Annotated in this window: 23 protein-coding genes and 1 tRNA gene; 14 read left to right on the forward strand and 10 right to left on the reverse strand. The window is 33.8% G+C overall.

The annotated features are described in order from the left end of the window. Positions 1-205 precede the first annotated feature (205 nt). The 3 genes from O5633_RS01315 (at position 206) to O5633_RS01325 (ending at position 1,744) form a co-directional block, all read left to right on the forward strand. Positions 206-991 carry a uridine kinase gene (locus tag O5633_RS01315; RefSeq protein WP_269610227.1) on the forward strand — a complete coding sequence of 262 codons (786 nt, stop codon included), beginning with the start codon at positions 206-208 and terminating at the stop codon, positions 989-991. A gap of 137 nt (positions 992-1,128) precedes the next feature. Further along, on the forward strand, positions 1,129-1,506 hold the full coding sequence (locus tag O5633_RS01320; RefSeq protein ID WP_269610228.1) for a GIY-YIG nuclease family protein: 378 nt from the start codon (positions 1,129-1,131) through the stop codon (positions 1,504-1,506). A gap of 76 nt (positions 1,507-1,582) precedes the next feature. Beyond that, complete coding sequence (locus O5633_RS01325; RefSeq protein WP_269611374.1) at positions 1,583-1,744, forward strand: hypothetical protein; 162 nt, start codon at positions 1,583-1,585, stop codon at positions 1,742-1,744. A 42-nt stretch (positions 1,745-1,786) separates the two neighbouring features. On the opposite strand, the gene O5633_RS01330 is transcribed toward O5633_RS01325, so the two are convergent. Beyond that, on the reverse strand, positions 1,787-2,068 hold the full coding sequence (locus tag O5633_RS01330; RefSeq protein ID WP_269610229.1) for a hypothetical protein: 282 nt from the start codon (positions 2,066-2,068) through the stop codon (positions 1,787-1,789). An 81-nt stretch (positions 2,069-2,149) separates the two neighbouring features. Here O5633_RS01330 and O5633_RS01335 point away from each other — a divergent pair, with 81 nt between their 5' ends. Both O5633_RS01335 and O5633_RS01340 read left to right on the forward strand, forming a co-directional pair. After that, the gene (locus tag O5633_RS01335) at positions 2,150-2,989 is read left to right on the forward strand and encodes an undecaprenyl-diphosphate phosphatase (protein WP_269610231.1); all 840 of its coding nucleotides are present in this window, start codon (positions 2,150-2,152) and stop codon (positions 2,987-2,989) included. Positions 2,990-3,047: 58 nt separating this feature from the next. Beyond that, positions 3,048-3,206 (forward strand): hypothetical protein, encoded by a 159-nt coding sequence (locus tag O5633_RS01340; RefSeq protein WP_269610232.1) that lies wholly within the window; start codon positions 3,048-3,050, stop codon positions 3,204-3,206. A 17-nt stretch (positions 3,207-3,223) separates the two neighbouring features. Here the strand turns inward: O5633_RS01340 and O5633_RS01345 are convergent. The 6 genes from O5633_RS01345 to O5633_RS01370 all read right to left on the reverse strand — a co-directional run bounded on the left by O5633_RS01345 (position 3,224) and on the right by O5633_RS01370 (position 6,709). Continuing rightward, a tRNA-Pro gene (locus tag O5633_RS01345) sits at positions 3,224-3,297 on the reverse strand. Between the two features lie 13 nt (positions 3,298-3,310). Further along, positions 3,311-3,664 carry a hypothetical protein gene (locus O5633_RS01350; RefSeq protein WP_269610233.1) on the reverse strand — a complete coding sequence of 118 codons (354 nt, stop codon included), beginning with the start codon at positions 3,662-3,664 and terminating at the stop codon, positions 3,311-3,313. Positions 3,665-3,703: 39 nt separating this feature from the next. Next, positions 3,704-3,868, reverse strand: a complete 165-nt coding sequence (locus O5633_RS01355) for a hypothetical protein (RefSeq protein ID WP_269610234.1) — start codon at positions 3,866-3,868, stop codon at positions 3,704-3,706. After that, complete coding sequence (msrA, locus tag O5633_RS01360) at positions 3,868-4,617, reverse strand: peptide-methionine (S)-S-oxide reductase MsrA (protein ID WP_269610235.1); 750 nt, start codon at positions 4,615-4,617, stop codon at positions 3,868-3,870. The genes O5633_RS01355 and msrA overlap by 1 nt, the downstream gene beginning before the upstream one ends. Positions 4,618-4,621: 4 nt before the next feature. Continuing rightward, positions 4,622-4,867, reverse strand: coding sequence for a hypothetical protein (locus tag O5633_RS01365; RefSeq protein ID WP_269610237.1), 246 nt, complete (start codon positions 4,865-4,867; stop codon positions 4,622-4,624). Positions 4,868-4,957: 90 nt separating this feature from the next. Next, complete coding sequence (locus tag O5633_RS01370) at positions 4,958-6,709, reverse strand: ABC transporter ATP-binding protein (RefSeq protein ID WP_269611288.1); 1,752 nt, start codon at positions 6,707-6,709, stop codon at positions 4,958-4,960. Between the two features lie 74 nt (positions 6,710-6,783). Between O5633_RS01370 and O5633_RS01375 the strand changes: the two genes are divergently transcribed. The 9 genes from O5633_RS01375 (at position 6,784) to O5633_RS01415 (ending at position 17,047) form a co-directional block, all read left to right on the forward strand. Continuing rightward, positions 6,784-7,095 (forward strand): DUF3288 family protein, encoded by a 312-nt coding sequence (locus O5633_RS01375; protein WP_269610238.1) that lies wholly within the window; start codon positions 6,784-6,786, stop codon positions 7,093-7,095. Positions 7,096-7,206: 111 nt separating this feature from the next. Continuing rightward, positions 7,207-8,244 (forward strand): anthranilate phosphoribosyltransferase, encoded by a 1,038-nt coding sequence (gene trpD / locus O5633_RS01380; protein ID WP_269610239.1) that lies wholly within the window; start codon positions 7,207-7,209, stop codon positions 8,242-8,244. A 29-nt stretch (positions 8,245-8,273) separates the two neighbouring features. Further along, positions 8,274-9,428 (forward strand): glutamine-hydrolyzing carbamoyl-phosphate synthase small subunit, encoded by a 1,155-nt coding sequence (gene carA, locus O5633_RS01385; protein WP_269610240.1) that lies wholly within the window; start codon positions 8,274-8,276, stop codon positions 9,426-9,428. 51 nt (positions 9,429-9,479) lie between these two features. Then, entirely contained in the window at positions 9,480-9,845 is a 366-nt protein-coding gene (locus O5633_RS01390; protein ID WP_269611289.1) for an STAS domain-containing protein, read from the forward strand. Continuing rightward, entirely contained in the window at positions 9,842-10,240 is a 399-nt protein-coding gene (locus tag O5633_RS01395) for a Mini-ribonuclease 3 (protein ID WP_269610241.1), read from the forward strand. The genes O5633_RS01390 and O5633_RS01395 overlap by 4 nt, the downstream gene beginning before the upstream one ends. A gap of 17 nt (positions 10,241-10,257) precedes the next feature. After that, complete coding sequence (gene rlmB, locus O5633_RS01400; RefSeq protein ID WP_269610242.1) at positions 10,258-11,508, forward strand: 23S rRNA (guanosine(2251)-2'-O)-methyltransferase RlmB; 1,251 nt, start codon at positions 10,258-10,260, stop codon at positions 11,506-11,508. A gap of 227 nt (positions 11,509-11,735) precedes the next feature. Next, positions 11,736-11,966, forward strand: coding sequence for a DUF1816 domain-containing protein (locus tag O5633_RS01405; RefSeq protein ID WP_269610243.1), 231 nt, complete (start codon positions 11,736-11,738; stop codon positions 11,964-11,966). Between the two features lie 30 nt (positions 11,967-11,996). After that, positions 11,997-13,457 carry an Asp-tRNA(Asn)/Glu-tRNA(Gln) amidotransferase subunit GatA gene (gene gatA / locus O5633_RS01410; RefSeq protein WP_269610244.1) on the forward strand — a complete coding sequence of 487 codons (1,461 nt, stop codon included), beginning with the start codon at positions 11,997-11,999 and terminating at the stop codon, positions 13,455-13,457. A gap of 71 nt (positions 13,458-13,528) precedes the next feature. After that, positions 13,529-17,047, forward strand: coding sequence for a DNA polymerase III subunit alpha (locus tag O5633_RS01415; RefSeq protein WP_269610245.1), 3,519 nt, complete (start codon positions 13,529-13,531; stop codon positions 17,045-17,047). 8 nt (positions 17,048-17,055) lie between these two features. Here the strand turns inward: O5633_RS01415 and O5633_RS01420 are convergent, their stop codons facing one another. Genes O5633_RS01420 through ruvA form a run of 3 tightly spaced genes read right to left on the reverse strand, consistent with a single transcriptional unit; the run spans position 17,056 to position 18,516 of the window. Continuing rightward, positions 17,056-17,496: a PAM68 family protein gene (locus O5633_RS01420; RefSeq protein WP_269610247.1), complete on the reverse strand. Its 441-nt coding sequence runs from the start codon at positions 17,494-17,496 to the stop codon at positions 17,056-17,058. A 27-nt stretch (positions 17,497-17,523) separates the two neighbouring features. Beyond that, entirely contained in the window at positions 17,524-17,793 is a 270-nt protein-coding gene (gene rpsO / locus O5633_RS01425) for a 30S ribosomal protein S15 (protein ID WP_269610248.1), read from the reverse strand. 51 nt (positions 17,794-17,844) lie between these two features. Next, entirely contained in the window at positions 17,845-18,516 is a 672-nt protein-coding gene (gene ruvA / locus O5633_RS01430; RefSeq protein WP_269610249.1) for a Holliday junction branch migration protein RuvA, read from the reverse strand. Positions 18,517-18,522 lie beyond the last annotated feature (6 nt).

Raw genomic sequence — 18,522 nt, forward strand, 5'->3', positions numbered from 1 at the left:
TTATAATTTTAATGATATTTTCCCTATGGATATAAGGGGTGACTTCCTTTTCCCTCTTGACACTTATCGTTTATTTCTTGAAGGATTGTCAATTAACCCTTCATTCTTTTATCAAAAATGGTCTGATGTTAATATGCAATCCATTATTGATAAATATTGGAAATCAAATACAAAATCAGATTGGAAATGGTCCTTAACATTCCCATTGTTTTCTCTTTTAGAGAATTATATAAATAATATTAATAATCCAATAATTATAGGTTTTTCAGGGCTTCCAGGGTCAGGGAAATCTACTTTAGGCTTTTGGATTGACAGTGTAGCGAAAGAACTATCTTTAGATATAAAAGTTATATCTTTGGATGATTTTTATTTGCCTGGAAAAGAAATGGATTTTGCTATGAGGGGTAATCCATGGAATGTTCCTAGAGGTTTTCCAGGTAGTCACTCTTTAGATTTATTACATCAATCATTAGACACTTTTTTGAAAACTGGTGTTTTAAGCAGTCCTACTTTTGATAAGTCTTTAAGAGATGGAAAAGGAGATAGATCAGGGTGGTGTAAATTGGAATCTAAAATTTTAATTTTAGAAGGATGGTTTGTTGGCTGCTATCCCGTCTCAGATTTATATAAAATAGATGATTTGGATGAGGACAAATTTACTTTGTCCTTGAGTCAGCCTGAAAAAGATTATCGTAATGTGATTCAAGCATCATTGTTAGAATATAGTAAGATTTGGAAAAAATTTCATAAAATTTGGCATCTTAAATCTTCTAATTTCGATAATACTATTATATGGAAATCTCAACAAGAAAATGAAATGATTAACTTAAAAGGATCAGGATTGAAAGGTAAAAATTTATCGGACTTTATACGCATGATTCAAACTGCTATTCCACAGCAATCTTTATCTTTTATTAATTCAGATACTACAGTAGAAATCAATCAAATTCGTCGCATTGAAAAACTAAAGACAACTAAATATCATTTTTAATATAATTAAAGTCTGGTAAATAGTAGATATTATTAATTTTACTATTCTTTACTTATTTTATCTTTTGTTAAACTTTTATAATTTAATCTATTTACAGTCTATTATCATTAAATATAATTCTTACACTTGCCTATAAAATGGCTTCATATGTCTATTTAATTCAAAACGGCGATTTATTCAATATTGGTTTTACTAATAACCTTGAACGAACAAGAATTGATTTAAGACCTGGTGAATTGGTTGCTTTTTTAATTACTGAAAAACCAGAACCACTTATTAAAAATCTTAGGAAAGCATATGTTGATAGCAGACTACCTGGTTCAGATTATTATAGGCTTGCGAATTCACAGGTAAAAGAATGCAGGTCTCTTCTAGAGGGAGAGGGATCGAATAATTATTTTCAACCTTTTCTCAAGGGTACAAGTTTAATTATATTCTTTATTCTTTCTTGGTTTACACTAACTTATATCATTATAGAGTTTGCTGTGGATCCTATCCTTAGTAAATTCAGCTAATACATACTTTTTGGTTTAATAGATTAATGATTTATAAAGATTTTTAATTTAAAAATTTTGATTTTCTTGTTAGATTATGTTTATACGAACAGATCAAAGCAATTTGAATTTATCTAATTTTTTAATTTTTGTAGCAGTACCTTTTGTTGTCTCTGCAGTTTTTTTTGGAACTAAGAATGGATATTACAATAGCGATGATTATGAAGGAGATGGATGCGCTCATGATGTACAGAGATGATGATTTCATTATCCAATCTTTAATTAACTTTACTAGTTTCTTTTAATTGCTTGAATTTTTGATGCATGTCCATTTGCTATCAAATTGCCACACAGGTTTGTATATATCATTCTCAATTTTTTTTCCAGCTTCCATACACATACTTTCGGTCCCAATTGGAATAGCAAATAATGATGGACTAGTGATACCACTTACTTGTGGCTTTCCTCCGGGACCTTGCCTATAGCTACCTATTACTAACCAGTAATCTGCTTTAGCCTTTCCTTGTAATCCAGCTAAGGACGTTAGAACAAGAATTAATGAGAATATAATTTTTTTACCCATGATTTATTTTTGAAATAATATCTATACTAATTGAAAATTTCAAGAAAATTAGCGAGCTTGCTTTTTTATTATTTTCATAATATGTCTGAAGAAATTCCTCCTTATCTTTTTATTTACCTTAAATCATTTTTCTTAGGCATTATTCAAGGTTTTACTGAGTTTCTTCCAATTAGTAGTACAGCTCATTTGAAAGTTGTTCCTTATTTTTTGGGATGGAGTGATCCTGGTGTCTCATTTTCCGCTTCTATTCAATTAGGAAGCGCAGTGGCTATTATTTATTATTTTCGAAATCAGATTAGTTCAATTATTGAAGCTTATTTTTCGTTTTTTAATCATCGCAAAGTTTCCAAAGACGCTAATACTAGACTTGCCATTTATATATTTGTAGCCAGCATCCCAATATGTTTTTTTGGTTTTATTATTAAAATATATTGGCCCAATTACTCTGATTCGAACTTTAGAGGTTTGTTTTCCATCTCTATTATATCTATTCTTATGGCGCTATTGCTAGCTCTTGGAGAAATTTATGGTAAAAGAAAAAAGCTATTTAATGATATTAATTTAAAAGATATTATTTTGTTAGGCCTTGCTCAATCTCTAGCTATATTTCCTGGAGTTTCTAGATCTGGTATTACTTTGACCTCAGCTTTGTTTTCTGGTATTGATAGAAAAACAGCCGCTAGACTTTCTTTTTTAGTTGGTATCCCAGCTATTTCTATCTCAGGACTTGTTGAATCTTTTACTTTGTTTAGAACATTATCTCCAATAGATATTTTACCTACAATTATTGGGATTTTATCATCCTTCTTTTCTTCATTAATTGCTATTGAATTGTTTCTTAAGTACTTGGCTAAAAATAATAGTTTTGTTTTTGTCTATTATCGTTTAGCTTTTGGTCTTTTTATATTGTCAGCTTTATAAATATTAGTTTTCTATATCCGTTGCTTTAGTATTGCTTTATGATATTGATTTGTTTTTGATGAACCCTTTAACTAATTTATTCGCTGTTTCTTTTGGGGAGATTGATATACCTCCATTACTATTTGCATTAATTATTTTTTTAACTCTCTTTGTGTTTCTAGCAGTTGTGATTAGTACAACTAAATTAATCCAATCTTTAGTTGATGACTCTGATTAGTAATACATTTGATGTTATCGGAACGGCGGGATTTGAACCCACGACCCCCACTACCCCAAAGTGGTGCGCTACCAAGCTGCGCTACGTCCCGTATTTTTAAATTATCACAAGGTCTTGCGGATATTCTGAATTTTTAATGATTTCCATTTAATTCTTTTCTTAGTCTTTCTATTTATTCGTCTAATGAGTGAATTCTTATTTTCATTTGAATAACCATGAATACATAAACTTTTAGCCATTAATCTTAGCTCATAGATATTCAATTTTGAGAGTCTTAATTCAGTTTCGGTTTCCCAGGCATCTCCCTCGTTTGGCAATATGGCTTTATGTTGTGACACTTCGATTGTATAGATTAACTCAGCAAGATATTCAGGAATAATTACAATTAAAATTGCAAGAACATTGTATAGATGTATTCGCGCTCTTTCTAAATTCTTTTCTAATTTATTGTTTTTCATATTTTTAAAATTTATAATCGAAGATATAATATATTTTGTTTAGCTTGGATAAGCCAATTCAGTATTTATCGAACTATCCATCCATTGAATTGTTTTTTCTTGTTCAATCTTCGTAGATTTAAAACTAAACACTAAAAAGAATACTAATAACAATGTAGCTAATATTATTAGCAAAACTGTTCTATCTGGTAATTGATCATTCATTATAAATTAGATTCAATCGGAGTATTATCACCTCTTAGAATACAATGACTTATATCCCAATTATAGTTAGTCCATATTTTTTCATTTAGTTTAAAGTTTGCCCCAGTAAAGTCTTTAAACTTTACTTTTGTTGGCATCGCAGAGCAGTATGGTCTACTGCCAGGCTTTGCTAAATATTGTTGATGATAATCCTCAGCAAAATAGAACTTAATATCGTGTTGAATCTCTGTAGTGATTTCACCAAAACCATTATTTGTTAGTTCTGTTTGATAACTATTTTTGCTTTCTATTGCTTTAGATAATTGATCTTTGCTTGTCGTATAAATCGCAGATCTATATTGGCTTCCACTATCGTTGCCTTGACGATTACCTTGTGTTGGATCATGACATTCCCAAAATAACTTTAGTAAGTCGCTTAGATCAATTTTACTATCATTCCAAACAACTCTTACGACTTCAGTATGACCTGTTAGGCCAGAACATACTTCTCTATAGTTTGGATTATCCTTCTCGCCTCCGGCATAACCAACGGCTGTGTTTACAACACCTGGCAGCCTCCAGAAACCTTTCTCAGCTCCCCAAAAACATCCGCATCCAAAAAATATTTCTTGCTCATTATCTTTTGTTTTTGCTGTTACATCATTTTTTAATATTGTATGTAGCATTTTCTTCTTTAGCTTTTCTGTACTTTTATCAGCATATAGCTTATCAATTATTAATGTTAAATATTCACTTATCTTTTTAATCATAACTTTAATTTATAGTTTCTATTCTTATATGATTTATTAGTGTAGTGACAAATGCAAATAATAAGAAAGGGAGGCTTAATACAAGGATTAATCCGACACCTAAAAGAGCGAAAATTGGTCTTGATGAGCCCATTAGTGAAAGACCTGCAGCAAGACTTACAAAAATTACACCCATCCATGCAAGGATTTGAATGTAAATATCACCAAATGCTAGGTCGCAAATAAGTTTATAGTTTGTTAATGAGCTCATGACTTCATAATTATCTTAATGAACATAATTGTTTTTCTAGCTTATATCTAATTAAGTTCGAATTGATTAAAAAACTTTAATTAGTAATGATTAATCATCTGCTTGAAGTTGCTCTTTTGCTTTTTCTCTATCCCACATGCTTTTATACAAACCATCTTTCTTAATTAAGAATTGATGAGTTCCCTCTTGTACAATTTTTCCATCACTCATTACTAATATTCGATCACACGCAGCAGCAGCTGATAGTTGGTGACTAATCATCAATACCGTTTTACTATATTGATTTTTTATTGTTTGAAGTATTGCCGAAGCGGTTTTATTGTCCACACTTGCTAAGGCATCATCAAGAACAATTATTTTTGAATTTACAAGTAATGCTCTACTCAGTGCTGTTCGTTGTCTTTGTCCACCGCTAAGTGTTATGCCCCTTTCACCAACAAGTGTTTTTAGACCATCTGGAAAACCTTTTATGTCATCTGCCATTCGCGCTTCATAGGCTGATTCCTTGACTTTCTCTAAGGAGGCTTTTGGATTACCGTATTTTATATTTTCTGAAAGTGTTTCTGTAAAAAGATATCCTTCTTGAGGAACTATGGCGATATGGCTTCTTAACTGTTTTAGTTTTAAGTCCGTTACATCATTATCATCTAAAAACAATGCTCCTTCATCAATTTTTATCATCCTTCCAAGAGCTTTTGCTAATGTAGTTTTACCGCAACCTACAGGTCCTACTAAAGCAACTATTTCCCCAGGTTTTATTTTAAAAGAAATTTTATCAAGTATTTTTCTAGCAGAATCTTCATATTTTATTGATAAGTTTCTTGCTTCTAATTTCCCTGAAATAGGCTTAATTATATTTAGAGTCTTATCTTTATCTTTGATTGTTGGTTCATTATTTAGTAGCTCTTCTACTCTCTCTAAACTTACTTGGCCCAATTGAAAAGTATTAAGTGTAAAACCTAGCAAGGCTGTTGGAAAAACAAGTCTTTCTACATAAAGAATTAAAGCTACTAACCCCCCAACTGTAAGACTTCCACCGCTTAATTTCCCACTCCCTATTGCAATAAGTAGAAGTAATGAGATTGAGGATAAACCTTGAAGTAGTGGAAATAAAGTACTTGCAGTTCTTGCAAGGTTAATAGCAGCGTCTCTATATCTAATATTTAATTTCTTGAATGCTTTTTGTTCAGCTTTTTCTTGACCATAAATCTTAATGGCGCTAAAGCCAGATAGATCTTCTTGGATTAGTTCACTTAATTCTGATAAGGCTTGTTGTTGCCTCTTTCTTTGTTTGACCATTCTTCCACCAAACAATCCAACGGTGCCAAGTAAAACTGGGTAGACGGATATTGCAAAAAAGGTTAAAAGTGGATCAATTGATAGCATTGCTGGCAACGTGAATGTGTATGCCAATAATGTGTTTGTAAGACTAAGTACTGTAAAACCAAGCAACCTTCTAATGTTTTCTAAATCGCTAGTAGCTCTTGTTATGACTTCTCCAGTCCCTATGGTTTGAACCCATCCCGGATCTTGTTCCAACATGCGGTCAAATAATTTTTGTCTTAATGACACTTCTACTTGTCTACCCACTCCAAATACGAGTTGTCGTGATATCAATCTTGCTCCCCCCATCACTGTTGCCAAAAGGATTAGCCATGTCGACTTATTTAAGACGTATGAAAATGTGAATCCTTCCTTTAGGTCATCAACGATACTTCTAACTTCCATTGGAATTGCAACACTTAAAATATTTACAAAAATCAGACAGAAAGCCCCTATTATTAGATTCTTCTTGTGTGGACTCAAATAGTTTTTTATTAGATCTAGTCTTAATGCAGCCATTCTTTTATTAATATGCACACTAACCTAGGCAATATAAGCCCATGGACGTGAGCAAATTGCAATTTAACTAATTTATGAACGATGCTCAAAATCACCCACTGTACTTAACAGATAGAGAAAATCTGGATCGTTTATGTGCCATAGATTCACCAACATCTAACAATTTTGTTGAACTAGCTAGATTAATCATTCGCTATCAAGATTTTAAAGGTGCTGAAGATCTTAATTCTGACATGGAAAAATTATTAAAAAAATGGAGCATTAATCGTGACAAATTAGAGGCACTAACAAGAAAACTTTGGTCAGAGGGATTTCGTCCTACAAGTCATTCAAGTCCTGATAACGTTGGTTCTGGATTTGATACGTCCGATTCATCTCAAGTCTAATGTTAGGAAATTATTTTTTTATTTAAACAACTTATATAGTTGATATATTAATGATTAAGTTATAAAAAATATTCTGCTGGGAATGCTTAGCATTCAGGCACTTTCTGATTAATGACCCCATTAAATCCTATATCTTTTTCAGTAATCCTTGAATCACTTCTTTCAGCCAATGATTTAACTGAAGAGCAGTCTAATTATTTAATGAATTCATGGCTTGAAAATAAAATTGAACCAGTTCAAACTGGAGCATTATTAGCAGCATTTAGAGCGAAGGGGGTTTCTGGTGATGAACTTTCGGCAATGGCGACAATCCTTCAAGATGCTTCAATAACATCATCATATCTACCCACCTTTGATTTGGTTGATACATGTGGAACTGGTGGAGATGGAGCTAACACCTTTAATATTTCCACAGCAGTTGCTTTTGTCTCAGCTGCCTTAGGAGTGAAAATCGCTAAACATGGAAATCGAAGTGCAAGTGGCAAGGTTGGATCAGCTGACGTATTAGAAAATTTAGGATTACCTCTAAATGTTTCTTCAGAAAAAATTGTTGAAGCTTTAAAGAATTTGGGTATTACATTTCTTTTTGCTCCTTCCTGGCACCCTTCGTTGGTAAATCTCGCTCCTTTAAGAAAAAGCTTAGGAGTTAGAACCATTTTTAATTTGCTGGGTCCATTAGTTAACCCACTTAAACCAAAGTCTCAGGTATTGGGCGTAGCCAAAGCTGACTTGCTTGATCCAATATCAATAGCTTTAAAAGGAATGAGGCTTAAAAGAGCTGTAGTTGTTCATGGTGCAGGTGGACTTGATGAGGCTTCACTAGCTGGGCCTAATCAATTTCGTTTCTTAGATAAAGATGTTATTAGATCTGAAATTATTACGCCTAGTGAACTTGGACTTACTGAAATCTCTAATGAAAGTTTGAAAGGTGATGACTTGAATACTAATTCTCAAATTCTAATGTCTTTACTTAAAGGAGAAGGAAATAAATATCACAAAGAAGTTGTAGCATTAAATACTGCTCTTGTTTTATGGGTATCAGGAACTGAGGATGATTTATCTTTAGGTGTCAAACGATCATTAGATTGTTTGAATACAGATAAATCATGGCTTCTTTTCAAGCAGTTAAGAGATTTTTTAGCCACCTAATTCTTTTAATCTGATAAACCGTATTTCTTATGTTTTTTGATTCTGATAGCTCTGCAATATTGTTATTAGAGGATGGTACCTATTTTGAAGGATTATCTTTTGGTGCAGTAGGAACTATTACTGGAGAAGTAGTATTTAATACTGGTATGACAGGATATCAGGAGGTCATAACTGATCCAAGTTATTATGGTCAGCTTATTACTTTTACCTACCCAGAAATTGGAAATACTGGAGTAAATTCTGAGGATAATGAATCATCACATCCCTCCGTTAAAGGTGTAATAGCTCGTCAAGTCTCAAAAATTTCTAGTAACTGGAGACATGAAATTTCGTTTGAAAAGTGGCTAAAAGATGAAAATATTGTTGGAATTCATGGAATAGATACAAGAGCACTTGTTAGACATTTAAGAGAGTCTGGTTCTTTGAATGGAATTATTTCATCAGATTTAAACTCTTCAATAGCAGAATTATTTTCACTTTTACAAAAATCCCCTTCAATGAGTGGTCTGAATCTTGTAGATAAAGTAACAACGAAAACCTCTTTTAAATTTAATACAAGTTGTCCGGTTTCATTTGATAAGAGAATTAAAAATATTCAACCAATTCCATATAAAGTTGTCGCTATAGATTTTGGGATAAAGAAATCTATATTAGATCGATTAGTTGCGCATGGTTGTGAAGTAACTGTCTTACCTGCAAATGCAGAAATATCCGATGTTTTGGCTTTATCCCCTGAAGGTGTTTTCCTTTCTAATGGCCCTGGTGATCCCTCCACAGTTCATAGTGGTATTAAACTTGCTAAAAATTTAATTGAATACAAAAAATTACCTGTATTTGGAATCTGCTTAGGACATCAGATCCTAGGATTAGCTCTAGGTGGAAAAACATTTAAACTTTCTTATGGGCATAGAGGTTTAAATCATCCATGCGGATTGAAAGGAAAAGTTGAAATTACAAGTCAAAATCATGGTTTCGCTTTGAATTCAGAATCTCTGAATCCCAAAAAAATAAAAATTACACGATTAAATTTGAATGACCAAACAGTGGCCGCTATTTCAGTAATTGATAAGCCTTTCTTTGGTGTTCAATATCATCCCGAGGCAAGCCCAGGACCTCACGATGCTGATCATCATTTTAATCATTTCGTAACCTTAATAGAAGAACGACGAATAATCGTGGATTAATTTGGTTTCTATCACTACACTTCCATCATGAAGTCATAGGGGACTAATCCCATAACTGAATTACAACGACTTACTGTTTCTCTTAGAGGTGGTTTTAGCCAGCAAAATGGTTGTTTGGTGATTAATTTCACTGGTCAACTAGATGCATATTCAGAGAAACAATTCACAACTTATATCAATGAAGTTTTAGCTTCTAATCAACTATCAGTCGTAATTGATTTAACTAATATTGATTTCATTGATTCTTGTGGCTTAGGTGCCATGGTTCAAGCAGCTAAAAAATGTACTCAGTCAAAAAGATCATTTAATGTTGTAGGAAATCCTAGAGTCATTCAAACAATTAAACTTGTTCGATTAGAGGAATTCCTGCATTTGGCGCCAGATCTCAATACTGCAATTGGTAAATTATCAGCTTGACTGATTGGATTCGCTCTTACAAATCAACCATTTCTCCTGATGGTTTGGGCCCTCTGCAATTAGCTTGGTTAGGTGACGCTGTATGGGAAATGCACCAAAGGTTACGATATTGCAATAGTCCAATGCGCTCCAAGGATCTGCACAATGCGGTTGTTAATGAGGTGAATGCATCTAGCCAAGCGAGGGCAATCAGTAAAATTGAACCTTTTTTAACTGATACTGAAAAGGATTTCCTTAGAAAAGGTAGAAACAAAGCAGGAAGAGGTCCTAAAAATGTAGATGCAGCCACATATGCTATTGCGACCGGTTTTGAGACTATTGTTGGATGGTTGTTTCTGAAAAATCCCAATCGGCTTGCTGATTTATTCGATCTTCTAGATCGACCAATTAACTAGAAAAAAGTTCTTATAAAATGAGTTATCGCTTCAATAAAGACACTACGAATTCAAGAAACTCTTCATCTAATAAACGAAGTAGTAACTATTTTCGTCGAGATAATGATTCTAAAAAGTCTAATTTTAATGATCGAAGAAGAGAAAATAATAAAATCAATCGTCTTTCATCTGCTCAAGTAAATCAATACTCATTAGATAAAGAATTATCTGAAAGATCAAGAACTAGTAATAAGTCAAATTCAAATTACAGAGGATCTAATCGATTCGAACGAAAACTGACAAACTCATCATATAGAGATCAAAACTCTCAGGAAACAGGTTCTTATAGAGGATCTAATCGATTTGACCGAAAATCAGTTAAACCTTCACACAGAAATCTTAATTCTAAGGAAACTAACAATTACAGAAGAGCAGAAAATAATGAACCTCTTTCATATTCTGAAAGTTTTACCAAAACGTTAAGTGATGATCTTATTTGGGGTCGTCATTCAACTGAGGCAGCTCTTCTGGGTGGCAGAGCAATTCATAGGATTTGGTGTACCTCTGAATTACGAAGTTCATCTAAGTTTTATCAACTTCTCAAAGATTCAAAATCTTCTGGAGTCTTGGTTGAAGAAGTTTCTTGGTCAAGGCTTGGCCAGCTCACTAATGGAGCAGTTCATCAAGGAATAGTTTTACAAATTGCCGCATCAAAAACTCATGATTTGAAGAATCTAATTGATGCTTGTAAAGCTTTTGGTGATTCATCATTGCTCTTGGCTTTAGATGGGTTAACTGATCCTCAGAACCTTGGAGCAATAATTCGATCTGCCGAAGCCCTCGGCGCTCAAGGCTTGATCCTTCCACAAAGACGCAGTGCAGGCTTGACAGGATCCGTAGCAAAAGTTGCTGCTGGAGCTCTAGAACATTTGCCAGTAGCAAGAGTTGTTAATTTGAATAGGTCTTTGGAGAAATTGAAAGACGAAGGTTATACCGTTGTTGGGTTAGCGGAGGAAGGGCCTTCAACCTTGTCTGAAATTAAATTCCATGGTCCTTTAGTCGTAGTGGTTGGGTCTGAAGATAAAGGAATTTCACTAATAACAAGAAGGTTGTGCGATCAGTTAGTAAGGATTCCTCTTAAAGGAGTCACCACAAGCCTTAATGCATCAGTTGCCACGTCAATCTTCTTATATGAAGTGGCTAGATCAAGATGGATGCGATCAATCTCTGGACAAGACCCATCTCCTAGATTATTGAAACCACAGATTTCAACTGAAAATAATAACTAATCTTTTTAAATTTAATTTTGAAAAGAAGCGTATATTTTTTATAGTTTTATTATGAATTCTTAAATTTCATATTCAAATTATATTATTAATTAAATCAACCAAAGCTTTTTATAATCAACATTTTTTGGATTCAGGTATATGTTTCATCATCAACTGAACATAATATTCATTTTTTATTTGATAAACATCTAGTTAAGAAAGTATAATAAATTAAACGCAGTTTACTTATGGGTCCCATTAGGGCTCTTCGAAGCTTAGGTAACAGTTTTGGCTTGGCCTGGTGGGCCAAGGTTGAGACAATTCAACCTGAGGTTACATATTGGTTTGGTCCATTTCTGACTCGTCGTAGTTTGAAAGTCAGATTAAATGGATTTGTAGATGATCTTTCTGCAGAGGCACCTCATGAAATAAGTCATAGTTTAATTAGGTGTCGCCGTAATGAGCCTCTAACGTCATAAGCTTAAAAATATTTTTTTTATAATTTAATAATGACTTTTGAAGACTTACGCCAGAAATTGAAAAGTGGTGAGGTCTCTTCCAAGGAGCTTGTTCAAAAAAAAATAAACCGAATAAATGAATTAGATCCAACTCTGAATTCCTTTTTAATCGTTAATACTGAGCTGGCTCTAAGCAAAGCTGAACATATCGATAAACAAATAGCTTCTGGTGACTATTTACCGCCTTTGTCTGGAATTCCCATTGCTATTAAAGACAACCTTTGTACAAAAGGAATTAAGACAACTTGCGCAAGCAAGATTTTGGACAATTTTGTCCCCCCGTACGAATCAACAGTTACTAAAAAACTTTTGAACGCAGGAGCAATAATGATTGGCAAGACAAATATGGATGAATTTGCGATGGGGAGCTCTACAGAAACCTCTGCATTTGGTCCTACCTTGAATCCATGGAACATAACAAAAGTTCCTGGTGGCAGCTCAGGTGGTAGTGCTGCTTCTGTTGCTGCAGGATTGTGTTACGGATCTCTGGGCTCTGATACTGGCGGGTCAATCCGACAACCAGCTTCTTTTTGTGGCGTTGTTGGTATGAAGCCAACTTATGGTCGAGTAAGTCGATGGGGTTTAATAGCTTTTGCTAGTTCTTTAGATCAAGTTGGTCCATTTGCTAATAATGTTTCTGATGCAGCTGAAATTTTACAAGTTATAGCAGGCAAAGATGAGTTTGATTCAACTACTGTTGATGTTCCTGTTCCTAATTATTTAGAGACCCTTTCTAAGTCAATTAAGGGCATAAAAATAGGTTTAATTGATAACTGCTTTGATCATGAAGGTTTAGCTGCTGATGTTAAAGAATCTGTTCTTGGCTCTGCCTCGCTGCTAGAAAACTTAGGTGCAGAAATTGTTAATGTTTCTTGTCCTCGTTTCAATGATGGAATTGCTACTTATTACGTTATTGCCCCATCTGAAGCTTCAGCGAATTTAGCTAGATACGACGGAGTCAAATATGGATTCCGCGCTGAAGATGAACAATCTCTTATTGAAATGACCTCCAAAAGTCGAGCACTTGGCTTTGGAAGTGAAGTTAAACGAAGAATTCTTATTGGAACCTATGCCCTATCCGCTGGTTATGTTGATGCTTACTACAAGAAGGCCCAGCAAGTTCGAACTTTGATACGTAGAGACTTTGATGATGCTTTTAAAAAAGTAGATGTTTTGTTAGCTCCAACAGCACCTACAACTGCTTTCGGTTCTCGAGAAAATATTGACAATCCAATGGCGATGTATCTATCGGATTTATTAACGATTCCAGCAAATTTAGCAGGATTGCCTGCAATCAGCCTGCCATGTGGTTTTGATAAATCTGGTTTGCCAATAGGCTTACAGCTAATTGGAAATATTTTTGAAGAAGGTAAGCTTCTTCAAGTAGCTAATCAATTTGAGAAAGCTGCTGAGGTTTATAAAAGTAGGCCTAAAACAGATTTCACGTTATAAAGTTTGAACCACTTCATGTGGAGATTATAATTATCGCTACACTACATGCAGTGTAGTTTAGTGGAATATTAATGACTTTTGTTCCCATTCATAATCATAGTGACTACAGCCTTCTTGATGGAGCCAGTCAACTCCCTTTAATGGTTCAAAGAGCAAAGGAATTGGGGATGCCAGCTCTTGCCCTGACTGATCATGGAGTAATGTATGGTGCGATTGAATTATTGAAGTTATGTAAGGCCGCAAATATAAAGCCAATTATTGGGAATGAGATGTACGTTATCAATGGTTCAATTGATGATCCTCAGCCCAAAAAAGAAAAAAGATATCATCTTGTTGTTGTAGCGAAAAACCAAATTGGTTATGAAAATCTCGTAAAGTTAACAACGCTTAGTCATTTAAACGGTGTTAGAGGAAGAGGTATTTTTTCAAGACCATGTATAGATAAGTCTTTATTCAAAAAATATAGCGAGGGATTGATTTGTTCAACAGCTTGCTTAGGTGGTGAAATTCCACAAGCGATTTTAAAAGGTAGAAATGACGTTGCTAGAGAAGTGGCCGCTTGGTATAAACAAATTTTGGGCGATGATTTTTATCTTGAAATTCAAGACCATGGATCAATTGAGGATAGAATTGTTAATAGTGAAATAGTCAAAATATCTCAAGAACTTGATATCCAAATTATTGCTACTAATGATGCACATTATGTATCAAAGAATGATATTGAAGCACATGATGCACTTATTTGTGTTTTGACTGGAAAATTAATAAGTGATCACAAAAGATTACGATATACAGGGACTGAATATATTAAATCTGAGGAGGAAATGAGAAGTTTATTTACTGATCATTTAGACAATCATGTTATAAATAGTGCAATAGAAAATACAGTTAAACTATCAAACAAGGTTGAAGAATATACGATATTAGGGACTTATAAGATGCCAAATTTTCCTATACCTAATGGTTATAAACCAATCGAATATCTTAAAGAGATAACTATCAACGGTTTGAAAGAAATTTTAGATATTACTAAATTTCAAAATTTTCCAATTGCATATAAAGAAAGACTTGATTATGAGTTACAAGTAATAGAACAAATGGGGTTTCCCACTTATTTTCTTGTTGTATGGGATTATATTAGATTTGCAAGAGAGCAAAATATTCCTGTAGGCCCAGGCAGAGGATCAGCAGCTGGTTCTTTAGTCGCTTTTTCTCTTCATATAACTAATATTGACCCAGTAGAAAATGGTTTATTATTTGAAAGATTTCTCAATCCTGAGAGAAAGTCAATGCCTGATATTGATACTGATTTTTGTATTGAAAGACGTGGTGAAGTTATAGATTATGTAACTAAAAAGTATGGTGAAGATAAAGTTGCACAGATAATTACTTTTAACAGAATGACATCTAAGGCTGTTTTGAAAGATGTCGCCCGTGTACTTGATATTCCATATGGAGATGCAGATCGTTTAGCTAAATTAATTCCAGTTGTAAGGGGTAAGCCGGCAAAATTGTCATCTATGATTTCAAAAGAATCGCCAAATAAGGATTTCTATGAAAAATATAATAAAGATTCTAGAGTAAAGAAATGGGTTGATATGGCAATGAGGATAGAAGGGACAAATAAGACTTTTGGTGTGCATGCAGCAGGTGTTGTTATTGCTGCTAATTCACTTGATAATTTAGTTCCTCTTCAAAGAAACAATGATGGACAAATAATCACTCAATACTTTATGGAAGATATTGAATCACTTGGCCTTTTGAAGATGGACTTCTTAGGACTTAGAAATCTTACAATGATCGAAAAGACAATTAATTTAATTGAGAAATCAATTGGTAGGAGATTAGATCCTGATACTTTGCCTTTCACAGATAAAAAAACATTCGACTTACTTTCTAGGGGCGATTTAGAAGGTATTTTTCAACTTGAATCTAGTGGAATGAGACAAATAGTAAAAGATCTTAAACCTTCGTCTCTTGAGGATATTTCTTCAATTCTTGCCCTTTATCGTCCAGGTCCTCTTGATGCAGGGTTAATTCCTAAATTTATAAATAGAAAACATGGTAAGGAGAGTATTGATTTTCAACATCAGTCACTTGAGCCGATTTTAAGTGAGACGTATGGAATCATGGTTTATCAAGAGCAGATCATGAAGATCGCCCAAGACTTGGCAGGATATTCGCTTGGTCAAGCAGATTTATTAAGAAGGGCAATGGGTAAGAAAAAAGTATCCGAAATGCAGCGTCATAGAACGCTATTTGTTGATGGGGCTGTTAAGAATGGCGTTTCAGCCAATGTTGCTGAACAGTTATTTGATCAAATGGTTTTGTTTGCTGAATATTGCTTTAACAAAAGTCATTCAACAGCTTATGGCGCGGTTACTTATCAGACTGCTTATTTGAAAGCACATTATCCTGTCGCTTATATGGCGGCATTGCTTACCGTTAATGCTGGCTCGACTGACAAGGTTCAAAGATACATTTCTAACTGTAATTCAATGGGCATAAACGTAATGCCTCCAAACATCAATACCTCTGGTGTTGATTTCACTCCAAAAGATAATTCAATTCTTTTTGGTTTTTCGGCTGTAAAAAATTTAGGTGATGGTGCAATTAGAAAAATTATTACCTCTAGAGATAAAGATGGCGAATTTACTTCTTTAGCACAATTCTGTGATCGAATTTCACTTAGTGCTGTTAACCGAAGAGGTCTTGAGGCCTTGATACATAGTGGAGCGCTTGATTGCCTTGAAGAAAATGCAAATCGCGCTCAGCTTATTGCTGATTTGGATTTAACTATTGAATGGGCTTCTTGTAGAGCAAAAGATAGAACTAGTGGTCAAGGTAATCTTTTCGATCTTTCTACTTCCACAAATAATGAATCATCACCGACTGATGATTTTTCATCTGCTCCAAAGGCTAAAAAAGTCAACGAGTACCTTCCTTCAGACAAACTTAAACTAGAAAAAGAGCATGTTGGCTTCTATTTATCGGATCATCCTTTGAAGCAACTTTCAGAACCTGCAAAATTGATTGCTCCTATCAGCCTTGGTTCTTTAGAAGATCAAAAGGATAAGTCAAAGGTCAGTGTGATTGCAATGATTCCAGAGATGAGAGAAGTTACAACTAGAAAAGGTGACAGAATGGCGATTATTCAACTAGAGGATTTAACTGGTTCTTGTGAAGCGGTTGTCTTCCCAAAAAGTTATGAAAGATTATCTGATCATTTGATGGTTGAAACGAGGTTATTGATATGGGGCAGCGTAGATAGGAGAGATGAAACTGTTCAACTGCTAATTGATGATTGTCGAGAAATTGATGATTTAAGATTTCTATTGATTGATCTTCGTCCTGAGCAAGCTACTGATATCAATGTTCAGCATAAATTAAGAGAATGTCTTTCGAAAAATAGACCTGCTAGAAACGAATTAGGAGTTCGTATCCCAGTTGTGGCTTGTCTTAAGGACAATGATAATACTAGGTATGTAAGATTAGGTGATCAATTTTGTGTAAAGGATACTGACTTGGCTTTAGATTCTTTGTCAAAGAATTCCTTTATTGCAAGATCTAGTAAAAGTCTTGTACTTTAAAAAATCTTTTAACCTGCAATATCTTTTTGACTAGTTTTAAATGCATCTTTCATTCTATTGATGTTTGGCTTTATATTCTCAAAACCAAGAAAAGTGCCTGGGGTGAAATCCCAACTGGCTGAAAGTATTCCATAACTTAATCCTAATAAGCCAACAAGAAAACAAATTGCTGAACTTACTAGAGTGAGTGTTGGAGATATTTCAGCAATACCTTTACTTATTAAAAAATAACTTCCAATAAATACTCCCATGCCACTTAGGGTCGGAATACCTGTCGTAAAAGCAATTCTTCTTGCCATTCTATTTGCTACATAGCTTGGAATACCTGACTTCTTGCTAGCAGTTTTTAAAGATTTGTTTTTAACGATTTTTGGAGCCGAGTCGTTGCCGGAGAATCCTATTTTAACTTCTTTAGGTTGATTCTTTTTGTTTCTTTTCTCACCTTTCATTAGCTTCCAGGAATCTAATAGTATTTATTATCCTCTAATAGCTAATTTTTCTATAAGCTCTGTATACCTTTTTTCACTTTTGGTTCGTACATAACCTAAAAGTCTTTTGCGCTGTCCAATCATTTTAAGCAATCCTTGCCTTGAGGAGAAGTCATGGATGTTGCCTTGAAGATGTTTGCTTAATTTTGAAATCCTTGTAGTAAGCATAGCCACTTGAACTTCTACTGAACCAGTATCAGTTGGATGTACTTGATGTGTGTTGATTAGCTTTTGTTTCTCTTCTGTGCCAAGTGACATTTGTTTTAGCTTTTCTTATTTATCAATTCTAATTTAATCCCTAGCCTTCTATCAAGTACTCTTTTCACTTAATTTCAAAAGAATCTCTTTGAGATGTTTGTCCATTAGCGCTGCTTTTTTTTCTGCAGATAGTGAATTCAATAATAAAGAATTTTCTTTTTCATTGGTTGTTATTATTTTAATTGAATCTTTTATTTCATTATCTACATAGCCAAGTGAATTTAGAATTAAACATATTTCATCAATATATTTAGAAAATTGATTAGGTACTATGTCTTTTTTGTTATCCTGACTTGTTTGATTATCTATAAATGCTTCAAGTTTGTTTCTTAGCTCAACTATTAACCTCTCTGCAATACGTTTTCCTATACCTTGCGTTTTTGTTAACAAATTAGATTCTTTATTATCTATCACCTTAACTAATTGGGTAACCTCAAAGTCCTCTAACAATGCAATTCCAATTTGTGGACCAATACCGTTGACACCAATAATTTGTCGAAATAAATCTCTTTGATTAACCTCTAGAAAACCATATAAATTTGAGCCGTTTTCTCGATCTATTTGGTGAATCCATAATTCAATCTCATTAGAATTCTCTGTTTTATCTATGTGTTTTGGTAATAGCTGTATTTCATAACCAACACCACCAACATTTAGAACAACTCCTTTTTTGGTGGATATTTGCCAGCTATGTACTATTTCACCTTTTAACCAGCTAATCATTATTTG

The organism is Prochlorococcus marinus str. MIT 1013 (genome assembly GCF_027359395.1).
In the GTDB taxonomy this organism is placed as follows: Bacteria; Cyanobacteriota; Cyanobacteriia; order PCC-6307; family Cyanobiaceae; genus Prochlorococcus_B; species Prochlorococcus_B marinus_E.

Bases quoted from the DNA above. Each gene is read 5' to 3' on its own strand.
- O5633_RS01335 (WP_269610231.1), top strand. From the start codon at position 2,150: ATGTCTGAAGAAATTCCTCCTTATCTTTTTATTTACCTTAAATCATTT.
- O5633_RS01370 (WP_269611288.1), bottom strand. From the start codon at position 6,709: ATGGCTGCATTAAGACTAGATCTAATAAAAAACTATTTGAGTCCACAC.
- O5633_RS01415 (WP_269610245.1), top strand. From the start codon at position 13,529: ATGACTTTTGTTCCCATTCATAATCATAGTGACTACAGCCTTCTTGAT.
- ruvA (WP_269610249.1), bottom strand. From the start codon at position 18,516: ATGATTAGCTGGTTAAAAGGTGAAATAGTACATAGCTGGCAAATATCC.
- O5633_RS01365 (WP_269610237.1), bottom strand. From the start codon at position 4,867: ATGAGCTCATTAACAAACTATAAACTTATTTGCGACCTAGCATTTGGT.
- O5633_RS01340 (WP_269610232.1), top strand. From the start codon at position 3,048: ATGAACCCTTTAACTAATTTATTCGCTGTTTCTTTTGGGGAGATTGAT.
- O5633_RS01350 (WP_269610233.1), bottom strand. From the start codon at position 3,664: ATGAAAAACAATAAATTAGAAAAGAATTTAGAAAGAGCGCGAATACAT.
- O5633_RS01420 (WP_269610247.1), bottom strand. From the start codon at position 17,496: ATGAAAGGTGAGAAAAGAAACAAAAAGAATCAACCTAAAGAAGTTAAA.
- O5633_RS01355 (WP_269610234.1), bottom strand. From the start codon at position 3,868: ATGAATGATCAATTACCAGATAGAACAGTTTTGCTAATAATATTAGCT.
- rlmB (WP_269610242.1), top strand. From the start codon at position 10,258: ATGAGTTATCGCTTCAATAAAGACACTACGAATTCAAGAAACTCTTCA.
- O5633_RS01320 (WP_269610228.1), top strand. From the start codon at position 1,129: ATGGCTTCATATGTCTATTTAATTCAAAACGGCGATTTATTCAATATT.
- msrA (WP_269610235.1), bottom strand. From the start codon at position 4,617: ATGATTAAAAAGATAAGTGAATATTTAACATTAATAATTGATAAGCTA.
- gatA (WP_269610244.1), top strand. From the start codon at position 11,997: ATGACTTTTGAAGACTTACGCCAGAAATTGAAAAGTGGTGAGGTCTCT.
- O5633_RS01330 (WP_269610229.1), bottom strand. From the start codon at position 2,068: ATGGGTAAAAAAATTATATTCTCATTAATTCTTGTTCTAACGTCCTTA.
- O5633_RS01325 (WP_269611374.1), top strand. From the start codon at position 1,583: ATGTTTATACGAACAGATCAAAGCAATTTGAATTTATCTAATTTTTTA.
- trpD (WP_269610239.1), top strand. From the start codon at position 7,207: ATGACCCCATTAAATCCTATATCTTTTTCAGTAATCCTTGAATCACTT.
- O5633_RS01405 (WP_269610243.1), top strand. From the start codon at position 11,736: ATGGGTCCCATTAGGGCTCTTCGAAGCTTAGGTAACAGTTTTGGCTTG.
- O5633_RS01375 (WP_269610238.1), top strand. From the start codon at position 6,784: ATGAACGATGCTCAAAATCACCCACTGTACTTAACAGATAGAGAAAAT.
- rpsO (WP_269610248.1), bottom strand. From the start codon at position 17,793: ATGTCACTTGGCACAGAAGAGAAACAAAAGCTAATCAACACACATCAA.
- carA (WP_269610240.1), top strand. From the start codon at position 8,274: ATGTTTTTTGATTCTGATAGCTCTGCAATATTGTTATTAGAGGATGGT.